Source organism: Chitinophagaceae bacterium (assembly GCA_016710165.1).
Taxonomy (GTDB): domain Bacteria; phylum Bacteroidota; class Bacteroidia; order Chitinophagales; family Chitinophagaceae; genus Ferruginibacter.
The window spans coordinates 200,801-222,092 of sequence record JADJLJ010000004.1; the positions used below are offsets into that span (position 1 = coordinate 200,801).

17 protein-coding genes and 2 pseudogenes are annotated in these 21,292 nt (G+C 41.6%); 8 read left to right on the forward strand and 11 right to left on the reverse strand.

Translation table 11 applies throughout. The annotated features are described in order from the left end of the window. Positions 1–4: 4 nt before the first annotated feature. Positions 5–1,240 carry a glycosyltransferase gene (locus tag IPJ02_15565; GenBank protein ID MBK7376904.1) on the reverse strand — a complete coding sequence of 412 codons (1,236 nt, stop codon included), beginning with the start codon at positions 1,238–1,240 and terminating at the stop codon, positions 5–7. A gap of 102 nt (positions 1,241–1,342) precedes the next feature. Here IPJ02_15565 and IPJ02_15570 point away from each other — a divergent pair, with 102 nt between their 5' ends. Together IPJ02_15570 and IPJ02_15575 are read left to right on the forward strand one after the other, a co-directional pair. Beyond that, positions 1,343–1,786, forward strand: coding sequence for a MarR family transcriptional regulator (locus IPJ02_15570; GenBank protein ID MBK7376905.1), 444 nt, complete (start codon positions 1,343–1,345; stop codon positions 1,784–1,786). A 106-nt stretch (positions 1,787–1,892) separates the two neighbouring features. Further along, positions 1,893–3,686 (forward strand): acyl-CoA dehydrogenase family protein, encoded by a 1,794-nt coding sequence (locus IPJ02_15575; protein MBK7376906.1) that lies wholly within the window; start codon positions 1,893–1,895, stop codon positions 3,684–3,686. 959 nt (positions 3,687–4,645) lie between these two features. Here IPJ02_15575 and IPJ02_15580 read toward each other — a convergent pair. The 3 genes from IPJ02_15580 to IPJ02_15590 all read right to left on the reverse strand — a co-directional run bounded on the left by IPJ02_15580 (position 4,646) and on the right by IPJ02_15590 (position 6,321). Then, positions 4,646–4,924: a hypothetical protein gene (locus tag IPJ02_15580; GenBank protein MBK7376907.1), complete on the reverse strand. Its 279-nt coding sequence runs from the start codon at positions 4,922–4,924 to the stop codon at positions 4,646–4,648. 278 nt (positions 4,925–5,202) lie between these two features. Beyond that, positions 5,203–5,571 carry a YccF domain-containing protein gene (locus IPJ02_15585; protein MBK7376908.1) on the reverse strand — a complete coding sequence of 123 codons (369 nt, stop codon included), beginning with the start codon at positions 5,569–5,571 and terminating at the stop codon, positions 5,203–5,205. A 78-nt stretch (positions 5,572–5,649) separates the two neighbouring features. Continuing rightward, on the reverse strand, positions 5,650–6,321 hold the full coding sequence (locus tag IPJ02_15590) for a zeta toxin family protein (GenBank protein ID MBK7376909.1): 672 nt from the start codon (positions 6,319–6,321) through the stop codon (positions 5,650–5,652). A 409-nt stretch (positions 6,322–6,730) separates the two neighbouring features. Here IPJ02_15590 and IPJ02_15595 point away from each other — a divergent pair, with 409 nt between their 5' ends. The 4 genes from IPJ02_15595 to IPJ02_15610 are packed head-to-tail and all read left to right on the forward strand — an operon-like array spanning position 6,731 to position 11,744. Further along, positions 6,731–7,774 carry a hypothetical protein gene (locus IPJ02_15595; GenBank protein MBK7376910.1) on the forward strand — a complete coding sequence of 348 codons (1,044 nt, stop codon included), beginning with the start codon at positions 6,731–6,733 and terminating at the stop codon, positions 7,772–7,774. A gap of 58 nt (positions 7,775–7,832) precedes the next feature. Further along, entirely contained in the window at positions 7,833–9,860 is a 2,028-nt protein-coding gene (locus tag IPJ02_15600; protein ID MBK7376911.1) for a hypothetical protein, read from the forward strand. Positions 9,861–9,863: 3 nt separating this feature from the next. Further along, complete coding sequence (locus IPJ02_15605; protein ID MBK7376912.1) at positions 9,864–10,889, forward strand: hypothetical protein; 1,026 nt, start codon at positions 9,864–9,866, stop codon at positions 10,887–10,889. 3 nt (positions 10,890–10,892) lie between these two features. After that, positions 10,893–11,744, forward strand: a complete 852-nt coding sequence (locus IPJ02_15610; protein MBK7376913.1) for a hypothetical protein — start codon at positions 10,893–10,895, stop codon at positions 11,742–11,744. A 2-nt stretch (positions 11,745–11,746) separates the two neighbouring features. Here the strand turns inward: IPJ02_15610 and IPJ02_15615 are convergent, their stop codons facing one another. The 3 genes from IPJ02_15615 to IPJ02_15625 all read right to left on the reverse strand — a co-directional run bounded on the left by IPJ02_15615 (position 11,747) and on the right by IPJ02_15625 (position 15,283). Beyond that, on the reverse strand, positions 11,747–13,294 hold the full coding sequence (locus IPJ02_15615) for a DNA cytosine methyltransferase (GenBank protein ID MBK7376914.1): 1,548 nt from the start codon (positions 13,292–13,294) through the stop codon (positions 11,747–11,749). 66 nt (positions 13,295–13,360) lie between these two features. Next, the gene (vsr, locus tag IPJ02_15620) at positions 13,361–13,774 is read right to left on the reverse strand and encodes a DNA mismatch endonuclease Vsr (protein MBK7376915.1); all 414 of its coding nucleotides are present in this window, start codon (positions 13,772–13,774) and stop codon (positions 13,361–13,363) included. Positions 13,775–13,813: 39 nt separating this feature from the next. Further along, positions 13,814–15,283 carry a serine hydrolase gene (locus IPJ02_15625; GenBank protein ID MBK7376916.1) on the reverse strand — a complete coding sequence of 490 codons (1,470 nt, stop codon included), beginning with the start codon at positions 15,281–15,283 and terminating at the stop codon, positions 13,814–13,816. Between the two features lie 281 nt (positions 15,284–15,564). Between IPJ02_15625 and IPJ02_15630 the strand changes: the two genes are divergently transcribed. Beyond that, positions 15,565–16,098 carry a hypothetical protein gene (locus tag IPJ02_15630; protein ID MBK7376917.1) on the forward strand — a complete coding sequence of 178 codons (534 nt, stop codon included), beginning with the start codon at positions 15,565–15,567 and terminating at the stop codon, positions 16,096–16,098. A gap of 101 nt (positions 16,099–16,199) precedes the next feature. Here IPJ02_15630 and IPJ02_15635 read toward each other — a convergent pair whose 3' ends face one another. The 3 genes and pseudogenes from IPJ02_15635 to IPJ02_15645 all read right to left on the reverse strand — a co-directional run bounded on the left by IPJ02_15635 (position 16,200) and on the right by IPJ02_15645 (position 17,404). Continuing rightward, positions 16,200–16,373, reverse strand: a complete 174-nt coding sequence (locus IPJ02_15635; protein ID MBK7376918.1) for a hypothetical protein — start codon at positions 16,371–16,373, stop codon at positions 16,200–16,202. Between the two features lie 16 nt (positions 16,374–16,389). Then, positions 16,390–16,826: pseudogene (locus IPJ02_15640) on the reverse strand (hypothetical protein). A gap of 36 nt (positions 16,827–16,862) precedes the next feature. Continuing rightward, a pseudogene (locus tag IPJ02_15645) lies at positions 16,863–17,404 on the reverse strand (ORF6N domain-containing protein). Positions 17,405–17,660: 256 nt separating this feature from the next. Here IPJ02_15645 and IPJ02_15650 point away from each other — a divergent pair. Continuing rightward, the gene (locus tag IPJ02_15650; protein ID MBK7376919.1) at positions 17,661–19,397 is read left to right on the forward strand and encodes an N-acetylmuramoyl-L-alanine amidase; all 1,737 of its coding nucleotides are present in this window, start codon (positions 17,661–17,663) and stop codon (positions 19,395–19,397) included. Positions 19,398–19,791: 394 nt separating this feature from the next. On the opposite strand, the gene IPJ02_15655 is transcribed toward IPJ02_15650, so the two are convergent. Then, positions 19,792–21,255, reverse strand: a complete 1,464-nt coding sequence (locus IPJ02_15655) for a DASS family sodium-coupled anion symporter (protein MBK7376920.1) — start codon at positions 21,253–21,255, stop codon at positions 19,792–19,794. Positions 21,256–21,292 lie beyond the last annotated feature (37 nt).

Consider the following 21,292-nt stretch of genomic DNA (forward strand, 5'->3'; position numbering starts at 1 on the left):
CCGTTTATTTCACGCTTCTTTCTTTCCAGGTATAACGTCCAAAAGTACCCAGCCAGCCTGCAATGACGGTATAAATGATGTGGAAGGGCTGCATCAGGGGAAACAGCCACAATAACTTCTGCTTACTAAAGAATTTTGCCACCGGGTACAGGAAGACCAGTTCAGTAATTGTTTTTGCAGCCAGTAACAATAACCATACTCCAAACATTGAACATTGAACATTGAATATTGGATATTGAATATTATTAAATACAGAAATTACCGGTAGTGTCAGCAGCAGGGCATTTACCAAATACACCAATAGCAATACCCAGAAGATCCTTTTGTCGTCATACTTATTTGCCTTACTTGCCCATCGTATCCGCTGGTTGAAAAATTCCCCAACCGATCTTACCGGTTCGGTCTGCACGATCACCTCTTTTGATCTTAAAAACATCACCCGGTCCGGGTAGCGCCTGTATATCTTATGCATCAGCAGCATATCATCGCCGCTGGCAATGGTATCAATACCGCTAAATCCGCCCACTTCGTCAAAAGCTTTTCTGGTATAGGCCAGGTTGGCGCCGTTGCACATGCTGTGGATCTTTTTATATACCGATGCGCCGGTGATCCCCTGCAGGGTCATAAAATCAAGCGCCTGGAATATTTTGATAAACCTCACCCCGGCCTCTCCGCCAACCGACCGAAAGAGGAGAACTGGCATTGCTATGAATTGGGGTTGATGTTCTTCATAAAATGCTGCGATGGTTTGTAACCAGTTTTGCGGAACAATACAATCGGCATCGGTTGTTACGATGAGTTCGCCGGTTGATCGCTGGATGGCTGCTTCGATGGCTTTCTTTTTATAGGAGTTTATTCCGCTGCCACCAATGATGTCTTTCAGTGTAACAAGCGCCAGGTTTTGTGATCCATACTTCCTGGCTATCGCAGCGGTATTGTCTGTTGAATGATCATCCACTACCAATACCTCATATAGATCTTTTGGATAGGATTGATTGCACACAGAATCCAGGCAGGCGGCAATGTTCCTTTCTTCATTGCGGGCGGGGATGATGATGGTTATCTTGGTTTGAGGCCTGCCTGTCCGGTAGGCAGGTTTGAGGTTTGGGGTTTGTCCTTCGGCTACGTTCAGGATAAGTTTGAAGTTGGGAATAGACAGCCAGCTTTGCCAATAATAAATGATGAGTAAAAAGTACAGGCCAAATAAGATCAATATAATGAGGAGTAATGCCTGTTGCATAGTGGTTTGCCGTATCCCGCCCTCAGCGGAACCTTTAACACAAAAATAATTTTTAATAATTCAAACGAATGATTATCTTTGTTTAGTTGCATAAACAACTATATGTCAAACAACCAATTTAAGAAAGGCGAATTATACAGTTTCATCACGGGCAAGGCAAGCACGGCCATCGGGAGGCGGCTGCAGAAGAATTTCAAGCAGGCCAATATTGAAATAACGATCGAGCAGTGGAGTGTGCTGTATCATTTATGGAAAACGGATGGCATGAGCCAGCAGCAGTTATGCGACGCCACCTTCCGGGACAAGCCCAGCATCACCCGGTTGGTTGATAACCTGGAGAAATTAAAACTGGTAAAACGGAATGCATCCAAAGAAGACCGCCGTAAGAACCTGATCATTTTAACGCCTGTTGGAAAAGAGATGGAAGAGCGTTGCATGGAAGTTGCCAATGTTACCCTGAACGAAGCATTGCAGGGTGTTACCAACGGGCAGATAGAAATAGCGAAGGAAGTGTTGCAGATGGTGTACGAGAACCTGAAATCATAGATCCAAGATACCAGATCCAAGATACAGGATACCGGAGTTTTAAGTTATTATCTGTTATCCTGTATCCCGGATCCTGTATCCAGTATAAATCTTTAAAATAATCTTTATGAGCACATCCACTACATCTACCACTTCGCTCAAAGGCGGCGAATGGCTGATCAAAGAAAGCAATGCATTTGAAACCTACATCCCCGAGGATTTTAACGAGGAGCAGTTGATGGTAAAAGACATGTGTCTTCAGTTCCTGAACACCGAAGTGCTGCCCATCGTTGACCGCATTGACAAACTGGAAGCAGGGTTAATGCCTTCGCTGATGGTGAAAGCCGGCGAGCAGGGGCTGCTGGGGACCTCTGTTCCCGAAGACCTGGGCGGACTGGGAAAAGATTTCATCACTTCTACCCTGGTGAATGAAGGACTGGGGGGCGGCTATTCATTCAGCGTGGCTGTTGCAGCACATACGGGTATCGGTACCTTACCCATTTTATATTTTGGCACCGATGAACAGAAGAAAAAATACATTCCCAAACTGGCCAGCGGCGAATGGAAGGGCGCTTACGGGCTGACCGAACCCAACAGCGGCAGCGATGCCCTGGGCGCAAAAACAACAGCGGTACTTTCTGCCGATGGTAAACATTATATCCTCAACGGGCAAAAATGCTGGATCACCAACGGTGGCTTTGCCGATGTATATACCGTGTTTGCAAAGATCGACGGGGATAAGTTCTCCACCTTCATTGTTGAACGCGGCATGGAAGGGTTTACACAGGGACCCGAAGAACACAAGATGGGCATCAAGGGATCTTCCACGGTACAATTATATTTCCAGGATTGCAAAGTGCCGGTTGAGAACCTGCTGGGAGAGATCGGTAAGGGCCACATCATCGCATTTAATATCCTGAATATCGGCCGCCTTAAATTATGTGCTGCTGCCATCGGCGGAAGCAAGCTGGCATTGAACACATCCGTTGAATACGCAAAAACAAGGGAGCAGTTCAAAACAGCCATTGCCAATTTTGGCGCCATCAAGTACAAGCTTGCTGAAATGGCCGTCCGCATCTTTGCCAGCGAAAGCGCTTTATACCGCACCAGCAAATGGATCGATGACAAGGAAGTTGAACTGGCTACAGCCGGCAAACCTTTTAATGAAGCCTTGCTGGGCGCCGCAGAAGAATATGCCGTAGAGTGTGCCATTTTAAAAGTACATGGCAGCGAAGTGCTGGATTATACGGTGGATGAAGGCGTGCAGATACACGGAGGCAATGGCTTCAGCGATGAATATGCTGCCAGCCGGGCTTACCGCGACAGCCGCATCAACCGCATTTATGAAGGCACCAACGAGATCAACCGGTTACTTACTGTTGATATGATATTGAAGCGTGCCATGAAAGGCAAACTCGACCTGATGGGCCCGGCCATGGCAGTCAGTAAAGAACTGATGAGCATTCCTGAATTTGGTACGGAAGACGATACGCCGTTTGCAAAAGAGCGCAAGACCATTGCCAATATGAAGAAGGCCATCCTGATGGTGGCCGGCGCTGCGGTACAAAAACTGATGATGCAGATCCAGGACGAACAGGAGATACTGATGAATATTGCCGACATGGCCATCGAAACATTTGAAGCAGAAAGCACCCTGCTCCGTATCATCAAGCTGGCTGACAAGGAAGGAGAAGCTGCATCACAGGTGAAGATCGATATGATGCGTTGCTACCTGAATGATGCCGTGGATAAAGTGAACAAGGCCGGTAAGGAAGCCATCAATGCGTTTGCCGGCGGCGATGAGCAACGCATGATGTTGCTGGGCCTGAAACGGTTCACCAAAACAGAACCGTTCAACAGCAAGGATGCCAGGCGAAGGATCGCTGATAAACTGATCGCAGAGAATAAATATCCCTGGTAGGATAGATAAACTGGTTAATCTATATGAACACCTCCGTAATGAGGTGTTTTTTATTTCTCCTGGGCGGAGCCGAAGAATTTACCAGGACAAAGGAAAGATCAAGAAGCATTATTTATAACTCTCTGATTATTGATGTCACTTTTTTGCTTGCCCAAATTCTTCGGCTCCGCTCAGAAGTAACCAAATCCTTCGGCTCCGCTCAGGAGGGCACTCACAATCGATTACAGCCCGATTGTGAGTTGGTTCCCTGATTAAACTTTTGTGCTACTGTGACTTGTACATCAGTAACGCTACTCTTAGGATCAAGCACTTCACAATATTGCTGATTGCTTTATATTCAAGGCATAAGGGCGTTTGATACTTTAGTTTACTGCTTTTAATTTAAGAGTAGAGAGATAGTGCTGAAGCTACAATAGCACAAAAGATGATTAGTGCTGTATGGCAGGAAGGGGCTGAAATCCTTCCTGCCTTGTCCCGATAGCTATCGGGATTGTTTCTCCTGAGCGGAGCAGAAGGATGTATCAAGACAAAAGAAAGATAAAAATCAAGGAGAATTACTTAAATATAACTCTTTGAATATTGTCGTCACTTTTTTGCTTGCCCAAAAAGTAACCAAAAGGGCACTCACAATCGATCACAGCCCGATTGTGAGTTGGTTCCTGATTAAACTTTTGTGCTACTGTGACTTGTACATCAGTAACGCTACTCTTAGGATCAAGCACTTCACAATATTGCTGATTGCTTTATATTCAAAGCATAAAGACGTTTGCTGTTTTAGTTTACTGCTTTTAATTTAAGAGTAGATATATAGTGCTGAAGTTACAGCAGCACAAAAGTTGATTAGTGCTGTATGGCAGGAAGGGGCTGAAATCCTTCCTGCCTTGTCCCGATAGCTATCGGGATTGTTTCTCCTGAGCGGAGCCGAAGGATGTATCAAGACAAAAAGAAAAGAAAGAAACCTAATAGCAATCCATCTCCACTTCCCCCATCTCCATCGGTATCCTTCCCAGCTGCAGCAGCACCGTATTGCAGCGGTGAAGCAGCGGCGCCGGAAGTTCAGCCGTTCGGGCATGATTCCAGAACGTGAGCAGCAGGTTCTGCTGGATGGGCGTAAGCGGCTCGGTGAGTTTTAAGATCAGGTGGTGCAGGGCCGAGATCTCATCATCCCGCAGGTGGTTAAAGGCATTGTGGGCCAGCAGGTCCATGGTAAGGGAGAGAATGGTATTGCTTTGCAGCATGGTTATGGTTTTAACGTGTATAAGCCTGCCTGCCGGTAGGCAAGCTCTGACTATAACGTGAAGAAAACGTAAAGATTATGTTAGGGAATTGTGATGGGCCGGGAATGTGGAAAGGGTGGGGAAAAGAGGAGTTAATTTGACCCTTATTCATCTGGCATAAGTCAGGAAAGGCAATTTTTGACTCATGTTTTTGGAACATAGGTCATTTTTGAGGATTTCTGATGCAAGTACGGGGTTTAAAAAAGCGGATGGCCAGGCCAGGTTTTGTGCAGGTAATATCAGCGTATGGTCTTTCCAAAAGGCATCATCGATATCTCGATGAGCTTAAAATGCTGGCGGGCAAAAGGAATACCGATGATGGTAATGGTTAAAAGCAGGCCAAAGACCACATGCATCAGCGCCGTGTAAAGCCCGCCGCTCAGCAACCATATAATATTAAAGAGTATGGAAAGGCAGCCCGTATTTGCTGAACTGCTTACCACTTCCTTGCCAAAGGGCCACAATACCAGGCCTGCCAGTTTAAAACACTGCAGGCCCCAGGGTATGCCTACTACGGTAATGCACAGCAATATGCCACCGAAAAAATAGCCCAGCGCTGCAAAAAAGCCGCCGAAGATGAGCCAGATGAGGTTGCCGGGGAGGTTCAATTTGGGTTTGTATATTGTCGCATGAAGATACAGTAAAGGGTAGGTTAAAAAAAGAGAGTTACGCAAAAAAGTTCTATATCAAATTGACTCTAATGCGCCAAAAGGATTTTTGTTATCACGGCTAGATATTTTCCGGAATAGTTTTGGAAGACCTTTTTGAAACCATCCAGGCAATTTTCCGTGATGTATTGCAAACCCTATTTCTCCATTCTTAAGAAGCGCCAGTACTTTATGTGTTTGAGCCGAGGTATCAACTATTTTTAATTCGTCAATGTTTTCGAATCTTTTATTGAGTTGGAATAAATTGCCATAATAATTTCTTTCTATTTCATAGGGCGGAACATCATGTCCTCCCTGTATTGCCCGTTCCTTTACACGCAAAGCAGAAAGTTCAGTATTTGTCAATCCAAAAAAAATCAGGTGAATTTTATAACCTGATCTTTTAAATCTTGTAATTGTTCTCCAGTGTTCACTGCTTGGGAAATGTCCTTCGTAAACAAAATCATCTTTTATTGCCAGAGAGGTCTTTACTGATGACTCAAAACGTTCATACAGCCATTCATCAGCAAGGTGTTTCGCTTCCTTAATAGAAAATTTTCTTGTTCTGTATAATTCGAGACGTTTTTGCATAGCCAATTTATCACCATCAAAAATCTGATAATTATCCTGAATGATTTTTGGTAAATGTGTAAAACCCAAGGTGGATTTCCCCGACCCATTTGCACCTGTTATGATATACAGATCAGGCAAGCCTGAATTTTTTTCTTATCTGATCACTCTCTTCCTCGGAGTATTTTTCAATGACTTTAAATTCATTGATTTTCCTGGATAAAACAACTAGGGATATATAACCTTCCGGATGCTCGATATAGCATTGATCTGGAGGCAATTTATCGGAGTTGATCATAAAAGTCAGGCCACTTGATAGTTTTTTTGCACGCAAGTTTTTAATTGCCTGATTTGCGAGCCTTTCGGAACGATTTAGATTCATAGAATTTCAGCGTGGTTAGTAGTAAACTCAAAGTTAATGACATTATTTGATTTTAAAATATTGTGGATCAGTACATTAAGTACATAAAATGCGATTTAATAAAATATTTATACAACAAAGTGTTGTAATTAAGATTAAAGTGTTGTATATTAGTTGAATAATTTAGAGATGAAGTACTTAATTGATATAGCTCCTAAACAGGCCCAAACAATCCAGAAATATCTGGATAATGGAAATTATACCTCCTTATCTCAGTTTGTAAGCACTGCAATTGAGAACCAGCTGTCGCTGGAAGAAAATGACATGGAAGGGATGGTGGCTTATAAGCCGGAAACATTAAACAAGACAATTTCAAATACAGGCGCTGTAATTGTGCCCGGTAGTTTTGAAAAATACAGTTTAAAAAATATTCCGGAGTATAATGAGGTTATTAATGCGCCCGAATTTAAAAATCTTGTATTTGCTTCCCAGAACATTCCTGAAGATCAGGCTTGGATATGGGGGCAGATAAATAAAATATTTCCTGTAAAAGTTGGTGTACGTATACTGCATCAGCTGCTGGCAACCAGGCAGTCAATAGAGCTTAATGAATTTCTTGATATTGTAGCAAAAGAAGCAACCAATATTGCTGAAATGCTAAGAGGGCATGAAACAAAAAACGGCAGAATGAGAGGGGAAAAAACCTCACCTGGCCTGCCATCTGCAGATGAGAAAAGCCAGAGTCGCTATAAATTTCAGTTTATGGTTTACCTGCGTAAAGATGGACTGATGGATGGAGCTATGTCTTTGATGAAATTCTGCAGTGTATATGAAGAAAGAAAAAAACAAATGATAGGTATAACGGAAGCAGGGTTAAAATTTTCTGCTATCAGTAATCCCGTACTGGATGAGAATGATTTTGATTTATCGTTGGGTAAAGAGGAAAGCCTGTTTTACATAAACCATATAAAGGAAAATGTAAAGGGGGAGTATGCAGCTATAAAATGGATGCTAGAAAAAGTAAACACTGAAAAAACTACCCGGGAATTACTAAACACGGAAATAGAAAAAACTTATGGCAAGGTTTGGAGCGCAACCGACGCTATAATAAATACACAGCGGGCAGGTATTACAGCCCGGATGTTTGAACTGGGACTTATTGAGAAGGAAAAGGATGGTATTTATGTAAAATATCGGGTGAGTGAAATTGGGAAAAAGCTTATATCAAAATGAATTCATACACCCGGCTGAGCTAAATAAAATATAAACAAACATTTCAAATTTAATGATTATGGATTATAAAATCTCTCCAGGCACAGCCGGGAATTCAGATATTCCTGAAAGGTATGATGATTTACCAAATCATAATATTGAAGTCTTTCAAAGTGAAAACATTCAAAATATTCTTGATGCTAAAGGAAAAAATCAAAGCTGTGTTGAAATTCATTATGAGATAAAAAAACTTGAGAAAGCAGAAAGACAAAATATAAAATCTTTACTCGGAGAAGAATATTTTGAATTGCTTTTAAAGTCTTTTAATCAGTGTGAATCACAAGATATTGAAGAGCAAGTTGAAAAAGTGAAGCTTGCTCTAAAAAATGAAGACAAATGGTTTTCCTTGCTGATTACAGAAAAGAACACAACAGGCTTAATTGGCGATGAAACTGGCAATGAACGTGGATCAAAGTACCACGCCCTTATGCGACATACTAATAAATCAGAAAAAGATGAAGTATCAGGCGGCACTTTCGGAAAAGGCAGTTCGGTTTACACCTATTGTTCCGGATTATGGCTTTGGTTTGCATATACAATTCTTGAAAAACCGTGGAATGATACAAGGGCTCGTTTTATTGGAAGAGGTATGTTAGCTCCATTTACTGATAGAATTGAAAATAGAAGTTATAATGGCCCTTTGTGGTATTCAAGACCGGAACTTCAGAAAGATTATATTAACAATAATCCTCAACAAGGCTTGCCTTTTGTTAATAAAAATGCTCATGAAGAGGCTGCCAAATTCGGAATGCTAAAACGCGAAGAAACAGATCCAGGAACGACTTATCTAATTCCTGTATTTTGGCCAGAAGGTGTTGATGCTAAAGAAATGAATGCAGAAAAAATTTCCAGAGAATTAAAACGTGAAATTATTAAAAGATGGTTTGTCCCGATTTATAATTCACAACTTAAGTGTTTTATTAAAATTTCGGGTGACACCGATAATAATATCACTTTAACCAAAAAGGAACTAGATGAAATTCCCGAATTAAAATATAAACTTGAAATATTAGAATGGTATAATAATGGCGCTGATAAAGCAGATAAAAGATTTAAAATAGCCCCGATAAAAGTTGAACTGCCATTGTTGATAAAATCTCAACAAAAAAAAATGGAAGAAAAATATGGCAAGAAAATAGGGAATAAAAAGATTTCTGCAACCATGGATTTAGTTGTAAGGGTGTTAAATGAAGATGAAAAAGGGTTTAAGGGGTTTTTAGATGAAGAAGGAATTGGAACTGTTAACAGGGTTGCTTTAACAAGAAATAAGGGTATGATAATTAATCATTACCCATATAATCCAAGAACAAAACAGGACTTTAAAACAATAGCAGGAGAAAGTAATTTTGAAGCAATGCTTTTTGCAGGAAGGATGAGTAATATTAACCAGCCTGAAGAAGTGACAAGCTATTTGGAAATGTTCCTTAGCTATGCTGAAAATCCTGCACATAATGAATTGATTCATAATGATAGAGATTTAAATAGGTGCAATCTAAAACGTTTCGAAAAGCAACCTTTTCCTGCACCAGTTAGTAGGGTAAAAGGAATTTTAGATAATATTTATGCAAAAATCCAAGAATTCTTTCCTAAAGATGACAAGCCTCCTGCAAAAAATGAAATTTGTTCTTTTTGGAGAAAACTTTATAAACTGCCCTCTGTAGGAAATGAAAAGGTAAGTGAACCAAGGTTTAATTATGAAACACTAGAAGAGGGGTTTGATAAAGAAGGAAGATATTCTTGGAGGCTCAAAGTATCTTCATCTAATCCGGAAAAGAAAGTCAAACTTGAGTTTGGACATTATTTAAATTCTCATGAGGGTGCTATTAAAACTGAGGAAGAATTCACAAACTTAGGTGTTCCAGAGTTTAAAGAACTTTTGGTAAGCGAAAATGGAAATCTCGTTTCGGAAGTTGTTCTTGAGTTTGATAAGGAAGAAGACAAAGGTATTCCAAGAGTAATAGAAATAAAGACCTGTCGAATTACAGGAAACAATTTATTTAAAAATATGGATCCAGTCTTAGAGATTACTGACTCTTTAATAAATTAAAATATGGGTACTAAAAAATTTGATATTAAAACATATGAATCTTTTTCAGTGCCAGTAATTGAGTATAAAAAAAAGGTATATGATAAAGAGGGAAATCTTTTACCAATTTCGCCAGGTAAAGCCAATCCTATGGAGCGAGGGTATAATTCTTTTAGTATAGACATTCATGAAATATATCATGATGATGACTCAAAGATATCTATCAGAAAAATGACTGATACTATTTCAATAGAGCTTTATCCTGATTGGACTAATAAGTCTGGTTTTGAATCCAAATTACCTAAACTACTCAATACCGGGGAAAATCCAAATGAAGTGTTAGTATTGGCAATTCGTTTGGTCTGCCCAAAGCTAAATTTTGTTATCGAAAGCAAACGATTATTACTCAATGAAATATTGGAGAAAAGCCCTATAAAGTTTAGCCCATTTAATTTAAACGATGTTGTAGGGAAGATTGAGGTTCAAAGTGAGTTAGTAAGGGCAAAAAGCTCTAATCCAACAAGCGATACGATTGCGTTTTCAAATCTCACTATTTTATCTAGAAACCGGACAATTTCATTTTATGTAGACGAAGTAGATGATATTGGAGGAGCAGCATTGCCTATAACACCAGGAGACACAAAAGACAAGATGTTTGTGATGAAAAACCTAAAAAAGCTTGGAACTGATCCCCCGACACTAATTTATCATAACCAGTTCAAAGACTTTTTTAATAATGGAGATAAATATTTAACTGTTCAAGCAATAATGATACTGGTCGGTCAACCTTATTGTGAACAATTATTAAAATGGTTGGTATTTGGTAAGCCAGATTATGAAAAAAAAGAGCATAAGATTATTATTAAATTTATTGGTGAATTGTGTGATAAAAGGGAAAAAGAGTTAGAGGAAATCACAAAAGAAGCTGATGAGGGAAAAAAAAGTTTAGAATATTTAAAATTGTCTAGTTTAATTTTTGAAAATATCCAAAGTGTGGGTCCAGGGTGGAAAAAGATGCTTTTTAATACTATTCAGAAAGAAAAATTATAAGAAATGCTAAGTATTGAAAAATTATATAGAATTAATAAAAATAATGAAGATTTAATTCAGTTATTGTCTCCAGAAATTACAGCTTCAAACCAAGAGTTATTTTATAAAAAAAGTGGGGACCAAAATAAATTCAATAAAGAGTTAAGAAACAAAGGAATTGATTTAATTAATGGCGAAAAATATCCAGAATTGGAAAACTCTTTAACTAATATTCGACAGGAGATTATTATATTATTAAAAAATAATAGCGACATAAAAAGACCCCGACTTGATTTAGATATGGCCAAGATATTTCATAAAAATTTAAATCTTCCCAAGATGGCTACAATTGATTATGAATTTTGGAAGTATATCACACTTTTCTATTTTATAGAAGTAGTGAAATGGAGATGGGAAAAAGACCCGGAGAAACCCGAAAACTGGAATACTAATGCCAAGGCAATATGTGGAAGATCTTTGGGGTTGACGCTTAATAAAAAAAAATATGATGAGGATAAAACAATTTCCTACACAATTAGAAACCAACGAATTGATTGCTATCGTTATTGGTGGATAGGAAATAAGTTATTTGATAAAACAAAAGGGTATTACTATTTGGATAAAATATCTGAAAAATTTAAAAATGAAGATGCTTCACTTCAGGATTTTTTGAACCATTTAGAGGGGAATAAACTTTTAAGTGAGAATGATCGTGTTTCAAAGATTATGGCTGAATCAATTCTTCTTTCTCACAAAAAATTTAGTGAAACTGAGATGCGCAATTCTTTTAATCGTTACAATGCATTTAGTAATCGTTTATTTATGGAAGCAGAGGAGAAAATGATTAAAAAAGAAATCTGCCTAATTGATGTTTAAATTTATCGAAAGATTTTAGAAATAATTGAAGCAATTTGCTTAGCCAATAAAGGAGGTACCGCATTGCCAACCTGCTTGTACTGTTCAGTTCGTGGCCCACAGAAAAAATAGTTGTCCGGAAATGTCTGAATTCTTGCAGCTTCTCTTACTGTAAAACTTCTGCATTGCAGTGGGTCTGCATAAATATAAGCATGGCCATCTTTTGAAATATGACTGGTTATTGTTTTGCATGGTTCTCCTGGTAGCTGAACCATAAAACGTTTTACAAAGTCGCCTGTTTTTACATTCTTATGGTTTGGTAAAAGTAAAGAAGGGAAATCCTCCAATTTTGGAGAACGGCCTTTAATCTTTCCAAAACAGGAAACAAATAAATATCGCCATAGATCGTTTCTCATATGACCCCTGGCTTCATGATTGGCAACGCCTTTAAGCATCTTATCAAGATACCACTCTGGTCTATAGTTTACAGAAGCATCAAAATCTACATACAGATTCCCTCTGTCTTTACGTGGTATAGAAATATTGTCGATAACCTGCATCATTTTATTCCACACAACCTCATCAATCTGTTTTTTTAATCCTGGAGATCTTAGCGATTCTAAAGCCGCCTTCCATTCCTGTTTTCCGTCTTTTTCTTTTGACAATCCACTGCGAAGGGCTGGCAAACCTGCTAATACATCTTGAACAGAAATTTGTTTTTCGGCCGGAATCAGAATATTGGGCTCTAAAGTAATGTCTTCTCTTATGCCTAATAAAATAACACGGTGTCTTGTCTGAGGGATTCCATATTTTTCTGCTCTGATAATGAAATCTGAAGGACGGAATTCTTCCGTAAAAAAATTCTTTTTATTAGGTCTTTTTACCAGTGAAAATATCTTATATCCATATTTGCTTTTTGGTATCTTATTTTCCCCATGCAGTTTTCTATATGATTCAACAGGATTTCTCAGATCGTTCAACAGCTCCTTGAAAATGGATTCATTTTCTACTTTTGAAGACAGCAGACCTTTCACATTTTCCATTATAAAAACCGCAGGTTGATGCTTTGCAAGAATTCTGTAATATTCCCTAAATAGATAAACTCTTTCATCTTCTTTATTCAATCCTTCCTTTTCCTGTCTTCTTGCCCTGCCTACCAATGAATATGCCTGACAGGGAGGGCCTCCGATTAAAAGAAAATTTCTTTCACCTTTACGCGACTCTCTGATTCGCTTATCAATTTGTTCATGGTCTTTCTGATCTCCCAATGAAAATCTCCATGCTTCATATTTTGCAGCATTGGCTTGTTCCGGGTAAAGTTTATACAGATCTTCAACTTCTTTTATTTCTCCCCGGACAAACTGATAATATTCCGGTGGGAACTGATTGACTGGAAACTGGCGAAGAAAACTTCGCAGTGTTAGTGTTTTATGTGCAAACTCATCTCTTTCAATGGACAAAACAATTTTAAAAAACCGCTCATTCTTATCATTTACAACTGAAGTAAAACCTTCACCAAGGCCACCTGGTCCTGCAAATAAATCTATTATAGGGATTTGTTTACTGCTCATTCAGGGAGCAATATTACTACATGTAAATTGAAGTTCCTGGAGTTTTACCCCAAATAAATGGGAAAATCAACATAACTTTTTAAGAATAGAATATAATGTTCTTTCAAGCCTCTGGGGCTTTAACCTGCATTCCCAAATAACCATCACCTTCCAGTTATCTTTTTTCAAGGTTTTTATGACTTTTTCATCATTAGCCTTATTCCGGTTTATCTTATCCATCCACCATTTGGTTCTTGTCTTCGGCATAACAAAGTACTTACAGTATTTATGCCCATGCCAGAAACAGCCATGCACAAAAATCACCGTTCGGTATTTGGGTAAAACAATATCCGGTTTACCGGGGAGATTTTTAACGTGGAGCCTGTAACGGTATCCGTTTGCATGCAGAAACCTGCGTACCAGCATCTCAGGCTTCGTATCCTTGCTGCGGATCTGCTGCATATTATAGCTACGTTGCCGGGGTGTATGCACATCTGCCATACCATAAATCTACGGATGTTTGCCTTACCGCCTGCCTGCTCAGTTGATCTTTACCGCAGTCATTTTTCTCTCGCCCCGCTTAAAATAAAAACCGGTTACCTTTCCGGTGGCGTCTTTTTCAAAACTGAAAAGGATCGTTATCTCTTTGGCAAAAAATTCTTCGGGAGAAGAGAAATAGATCTTATACACATCCCGGCGGTTTACCGTAAATAACGACTGGCCCCCGTTGCGGCTGATGGTTATGGTATCGCCATTTATTAAATAATCCCCGGTATACGCATCCAGCACAGCGTCCGGAACGGTAACCAGTTTTTTTACCAGGGGCTTATAATAATCTTTCCATCCATATACTTTGGCCACGCTGTTGATCACTTCATTTAAAATACTGCCGTTGTCGCTGTTCACCATCACCACCACGCCATCGCCATTTTTAAAACTGCCTTTATAGGCGCTCAGGAACCCTTCGTCTGCACCATTGTGGCCAAAATATTTATTGTTGCCTTTCGTCTCAATAAAAACGCCCAATGCCGCATTGCTGTCGATATAAGGCGTCAGCCGCAATGCCGTCATTTGCTGATCAAGTACTTTATTTGACCTGCCCTCCAGGGAAAGCTGCGTTTCAATGATGTATTTTGAAAGGTCGGTGGGGTTTGTCCATAAGCCGGCGGCAGCCTGCTCGGGATATAAATGAAACCGGGTATCTACTTCTTTGCCGTCATCGCGGTAACCGGTTGCTAAAAATTTTTGATTGTTTGCAGCGGGTGGCTGGGTGTAGGAACTCATCGTCATACCCAGGGGTTTTAAAACGTTTTGCCACATATACACATCATAAGGCTGCTGCGTAATATCCTGCAGCATCAATTGGGTAATGGTAGTACCGCCACCGGAATATTGATAACGCAGTCCCGGCTCAAATTGTGAGCGTACCGCCCCGGTATTGGCAGGCGCTTTGCCATTGAGCACTTCGGGTAAAGAAGGAATGGTATCGCCATTGGCATAGCCCGGGAAACCATGCACGGTTAGCCCGGCAGTATGACTGAGTAAATTGGCCGTGCTGATCTTTTTCCCTTTTGATAAAGAGTCGTAAGGGAACTTCCAGCTGCGGAGATAATTATTAATGTCGGCGTAAAGGTCAATTTTTTTATCCTGTACCAGTTTTAATACGCCCACGCCATTCAACGATTTGCTGATAGACCCAGCCTGGAAAAGTGTTTGTGTGGTAACCGGTTTTTTTGTTGCGGTATCGGCCAGGCCATAACCACGTGCCCACTCAATCTTATAGTTATGTATCACGGCGATGCTCAGGCCACGTAATTTATAATAGGCCATCCGTTCCTGCAGGGTCCACTCATTCATACTGTCCTGTATCTGCAGCCAGCCGCTTAAATTGGTTTCAACCTGTTTTATTTTCGCTTCAATGTCTTTGGAGTAGGTGGGCTGCTGCGCCTGCGCAAAAAGGGGTATGATAAAAAATACGATCGCTCCGGATTGCTTTAGTAGTTGCCGCATATGGATCTGTTTTTGATTGAACAAAATACAATAAAAGACGGTAGTGTCTCAGTTTAAAATCGAATTCTTCATTAAAATGAGCTGTCAGGTTGAGCTTGTCGAAACCGATTTAATAATCGCCTTCGACAAGCTCAGGCTGACAACAATTTTTAAACTTAGATACTACCTAAAAGACGGGCACAGGTGAACGGCACCGTTATTTTTATAATACCTGACATTAATCAGCAACCAAACCCACCCGGCTCATCAGAATCCGGCGGCTAAGCCACTTTTTTTGTACCATGAAAATCTTCCATCGCATAAGGAGGTTTTTTATCGTCCTCCTCCTGCTGCCTGCCCTGGGTGCGGGCGCACAAAGAACGGCCAGCATCGACCTGGCGTCCATTCGTAACATGCGCCACCAGCTCAACGGGCTTAATGTGAGCGGATTCTACCATTTTAATGAACGCCTCATCGGCGGCATTGAAATGAACCGCTTCTTCCCGGTGAAACGGGTTAAAGGACAAGAGCCGATGGAGATCTCGGCCTGGGACTTTGACCTGAATTTTCACTACCTGCTTCCGGTGAGCAGAACGGTAAAACTTTACCCGCTCAGCGGCATCAGCCATACTTCCGAAAGGGAACTCAACCGGGTTAACGGCGAAAGTATCTACGAACGCTTCTGGTCTTTTAATACGGGCGCCGGGATCGTCTTCCTGCTGGATAGATGGTCGCCGCACGCAGAGTATATGTTTACCTGGGGGCATATCAACCAGCAGTTCTTACTGGTGGGCATCAGTTATGAGATCGAGTGGGGGCACAAGGAGAAGAAGTAAGGGATCATTCTTCCTTCTGAAACCGATACGTCTCCGGAACGGCTCAAAAACAAAAAAGCATCAACCGTCCATTGATGCATATACAATTAATTATTGGGAGGTTATTTAACTTTTGCCGGTTGTTTGGGCAGGCCAACAGCTTTTAATAATGCTTTTGCAGCATTCGCTTTTTTCACAAAAAAGGGATGCTTTTCGTAATTGCCGACCTTGCTGTCAATTACAGCATTGGGTTTTTTACCTTTTGCTTTGCTTTTATTTTTAGCTATTACACCCATGATTCAAATTTACAAATTATTTCCTGTGTATCAAAAAGGCCTCATAATCCCTTCGCTCAGTAGATTGCTCCCAGCTTCCGTTTATTAATCCGGATATATCAAATTCTGAACTGATCTGTTCCAGGTAATTGGTTATACCCATTCTGTAAAGTCTTGTTCTTGAAAGCGTACTGCCCTTAGCGACAACCAGTGAGCCTGGGTATTGGTCAGTAAATCATATACGGTGGCTGCTACAGTTGCCAATACCTTCCGGCTGTCGTTATTATTGGTAACAACAGTATCACTTATTTCTCCTGTTGCTTCATCAAGGTCGCCAAAGGCAAGGTTAAAAACAGCATCGCCGATCTTTGTGTAGCGAATAACTTTTTTTATTTTTCCTTTAGGTCCTTCACTGAAGAATTCATAATCAAGGAACCCGCTATTGGTTTTATATTGATATCTTGGGAGATACATCTTTTATCCGGACTGAATAGTAATTAAGCAGGTGATTTAATCCTTCTCATCCTTCCTCCTGAAGCCGATCCTTGTCCGGTGTGGCTGTGGCGGGTTCAGCAATTTATTGAGATAGCTGAAGACCAGGGCGATCTGCTCATCGTGTTTACCCATTTTCTTTTCTATTTTTTCCAGTTGTAGCAGTATGTCTTTATGGGTCATCAGCAGGGCTCTCATCCGGGTGAATACACGTATATGATCTGGATGTTTACGGCGATAGCGGTTGGGCTGTTCAATACCGAGGAAAGCATGGCTACGCTCTGTTCGGTAAAGGCCATGGGTATGTACCTTGTACCACCCCATCTTGAGGTCGCAATTTGCGACCTCAAGTTTTCATATTCATCTTTTGTAAGCCGGAACATAAAATCTTCTGGAAACCTTTCTTTATTCCTGTTTACCTGCTCATTCAATCTCTTTGTTTCAACTTTATAAAGAATTGACAGATCAAAATCCAGCATTACCTTTTGCCCACGGATAAGATAGATATTATTCATCACCAGCTCATCAGAAATGATGGGGATCTTAGTATTCTTGGTCATATTGTTCCATTTAGAATTGGATGTCACAAATTGTGACATCCAATTCTAAAGTAAAGCCGCCAACAAAATAAATTGAGTTGTTTTTCACACTAAATTCCGGTGATTTTCAGACCCGGGTTCACAAGATGCGGCTCAGGATCTCGTGTTCTTCCATGGAGATGTATCAAAAAAAAGAAAAGAAAAACCACATAGTAACGGCAACTGTTTTTACCAATTATTAACCAGCACTCAACGTATTTTGAGTTATCTTTCCTCCATGAAATTCCTGCTGACAATGATATCTGTTTTGGCTGCCATAAATGGTTTTGCACAGTCCGAAAAACCGTTCATAAAGCTGGTGGAGCCAACCAACGAGCAGAACAACGTAAAGACCTCCCGCCAGTTTGTGGTGGGCAGCACCTGCAAAAGCTGCGGACTGAGCATCAACGACCAGCCGGTAAAAGTTTACCCCACCGGCGCCTTTGCCTATGAGCTGAACCTGAAACCCGGCGATACCGCCTTTAACCTGGTTGCTTTCTTTCCGCCCGACAGGACCACGGTTAAAAGAATAACCTACACCTATACATTGCCGCCCCCACCCGATACGGTCAAAACACTGGAGATCGCCAGCATTGAAACATTTCCCGAAGGAAATTTATTTGTACAGGCGGGAGACCGGATAAAATTCAGGGTGAAGGCACTCACCGGCTGTAAAGTGATGGCTAACCAGCATGTTCAGTTATGGGAAATGCCCAACAATAAAATGCCCGGCATATACCAGGGCGAGTACCTGGTAAAAGAAACAGACAGTTTCCTGGTTTCAAAAATTCCGGTCAGCATTACCGATTCAACCGGCAAAACAGTTACAAAAGAAACAAAGACCTGGGTGAGCATGTTTGGCCCGATGGCGCCGGATGTTGCAGTCACCAAAGGACGACTTGCTTATTTATTATTCGGACTGGGTGATGACCGGCTGGGCGGCGCCAAGATCGGTTACCTCGATTCGAACGTGCTGCTGAAGATCGTGGGTAAGGTTGGAACCAAATACAAAGTACGCCTGTCGAAATACCGTACCGCTTTTATTGATGAGGATGCGGTTGAGTTCCTGCCCAAGGGAAGTTTTACGCCCGAATCACTTACCGGCAGGTGGACCGTGTACGGCGACAGCAGTTTTGATTATGTGCAACTGGGCCTGTCTGCACGGTTGCCTTACCAGAGTTTTCAACTCGTTGATCCCTCGAAGATCGTGGTGGATGTTTTTGGCGCCACCAATAATACCAACTGGATAACGCAACTGGAGAATACAAAAGAGATAAAGAATGTTTCGTACGAACAGATCGAAGACGAGATCTTCCGCATTACCATTGAACTGAAACATGCACAGCACTGGGGGCACAGCATTTATTACCGGGGCAATATCCTGGTGATAAAGATAAAACGGCAGCCAACCGGTTTGGCACTGAATGATCTGACCATTGCCGTGGATGCCGGGCATGGCGGAACCAACAGCGGTGCAGGCGGCCCAACAGGCTCTTCAGAAAAAATGCTCACGCTGGCCGTTGCATTGAAACTGCAGAAAACACTGGAAGCGGCGGGCGCTAAAGTGATCATGACAAGAACGACAGAGAAATTTGTTGACAACAAAGAACGCATTTTATTTTACCGCGACAGCATGCCCGACCTGCTCATCAGCATTCACCTGAATTCTGCTGCCGATCCCATCCGGGTTACGGGCACCAGCACGTTCTACCGCTACGCCGGATTCCGCAGCCTGAGCAATTTCATCTACAAACGCATGCTGGAACTTGAGCTGAAAGAACACGGCAATAACAGCAGTTTCAATTTCATGCTCAACAGTCCTACCGAGTATCCCAATGCACTGGTGGAAACGCTCTTCATCAGCAATCCCGAAGATGAGATGAAGATCCTGGATGAAAGATTCCAGCAGCAGATAGCGGATAAGATACTCCTTGGGGTAAAGGATTTCCTGGAGAACTGCAAAAAAGATAAGTGAGGAATGAGTCAGAGACTCGGGACCATTGCATCCCGGTCAGAGACCGGGACGAGTGAATCCTGGATGAAAGATTCCAGCAGCAGATAGCTGATAAGATACTGTTGGGGGTCAAAGACTTTTTAGAGAACTGCAAAAAAGATAAGTGAGGATTGAGTCGTAGACTCGGAACCATGGCATCCCGGTCAGAGACCGGGACGAGTGAGTCGGGTTCAACGTTCAACTATCAATGCTCAATGAAAAAGCATTCTGCTGATGTTAGCTTACTTCCCACTTGAAAATTGAATATTGAGCATTGATTATTGAATATTGTCTTTTGAAGTGAATCTTTTACGTATTAATGCTCAATACCTGCCCGTCTGGCAGTCGGGTTCAATGCTTAACCATCAATGTTCAATTAAAATCCAGGCACTATTAACGGAAGTAATAACCAGCTGAACAATGTAATGAGTATAACACAAATGATATTCAGCACAAACCCGGTCTTAAGCATCTGGTTCAGTTTGATATGACCGCTGGCAAATACGATGGCATTGGGTGGCGTACCCATGGGCATCATGCTGGCACAGCTGGCTCCCAGTGTCATGGGTATACCCAGCAGCAGCGGATTGATCTGTAATGCATCCGCCACGGCAGAAATTACAGGCGCCATCACAATCACCTGGGCAATATTGCTCATCACTTCACTCAAGAAAACGGAGATAAGGGTCACCACAAAGATCAGCACCAGTATATTGTCTGTGGCAAAGCCGGCAATGTATTGCCCGAGGCTTTGCATCAGCTTCGCATCTTCCAGGGATTTGGCCAGGGCAATGCCGCCGCCAAACAATAGCAGGATGCCCCAGGCCATGTTCCGGGTATCACTCCATTCCAGCAGGCGTTCATCCGGATCTTCTTTGGTTCTGCCGCTTGGCACCATGAACAGGCTGATGGCACCGGTCATGGCAATGATGCTGTCATCTAACTGGAATAATTTCTGCGAAGCATTGATGAGGTCCTTGCTGATCCATAAAAATGCCGTGCTGCAAAAAACGATCAGCACCCTTTTTTCCTGGCGGGAAAACTTACCCATTTCTTTCAGCTCGGCATGTATGAAATTCCTGCCTTCCAGGCTGTGGGCAAGATGATTGGGATACAGCCATTTCACCATAACGAGGTAAAGCACCAGTAATAAAATGACCGCCAGGGGCATGCACAGCATCATCCAGTTGGCAAAGTCGATCCCGTGTTTGTAGTGTTCATTCAGGTGCCGTATATAGGCCACGTTGGGCGGCGTACCAATGATGGTGGCTATGCCGCCGAAATTGCTGGCATAGGCAAGCGACAGCATCAGCGTGAGTGAAAAGTTTTTGATATTGGCATTGGGGTCGGCATGTTTGCTGATGACATGAATGACCGATGCCCCGATGGGATACATCATCATGGTGGTGGCGGTATTGCTCAGCCACATGCTTAAAAAACCTGTTGCCAGGATAAAGCCAAGTATGATATTATTGCCGTTCGTTCCGGTGAATTTTATGATGCTGAGGGCGATGCGTTTGTGCAGGTTCCATTTCTCGATGGCCATACCCAGGAAGAAGCCGCCCATAAAAAGGTAGATGATGGAATCGGAATAGGATCTGGACGTCTCTTTAATGGAATTGATACTGAGCAGGGGGTATAAGACCAGGGGCAGCAGGGCCACCACCGCCAGCGGCATGGCATCCAGCACCCACCAGCTTATCATCAGTACGGCAATGGACAATACCAGCTTTGCCTTAAGGTCGAGGCCCAGCGGGTTTACAAAAAAGAAGAACAGGCAGAGTAACAGACCCGTGACCAGGGCTGCTTCCTTTTTATATTTTCTGAAAAATTCCTTCATGCGGTTAGTAATGCTTTGCCAATTTATAACAGTTTCA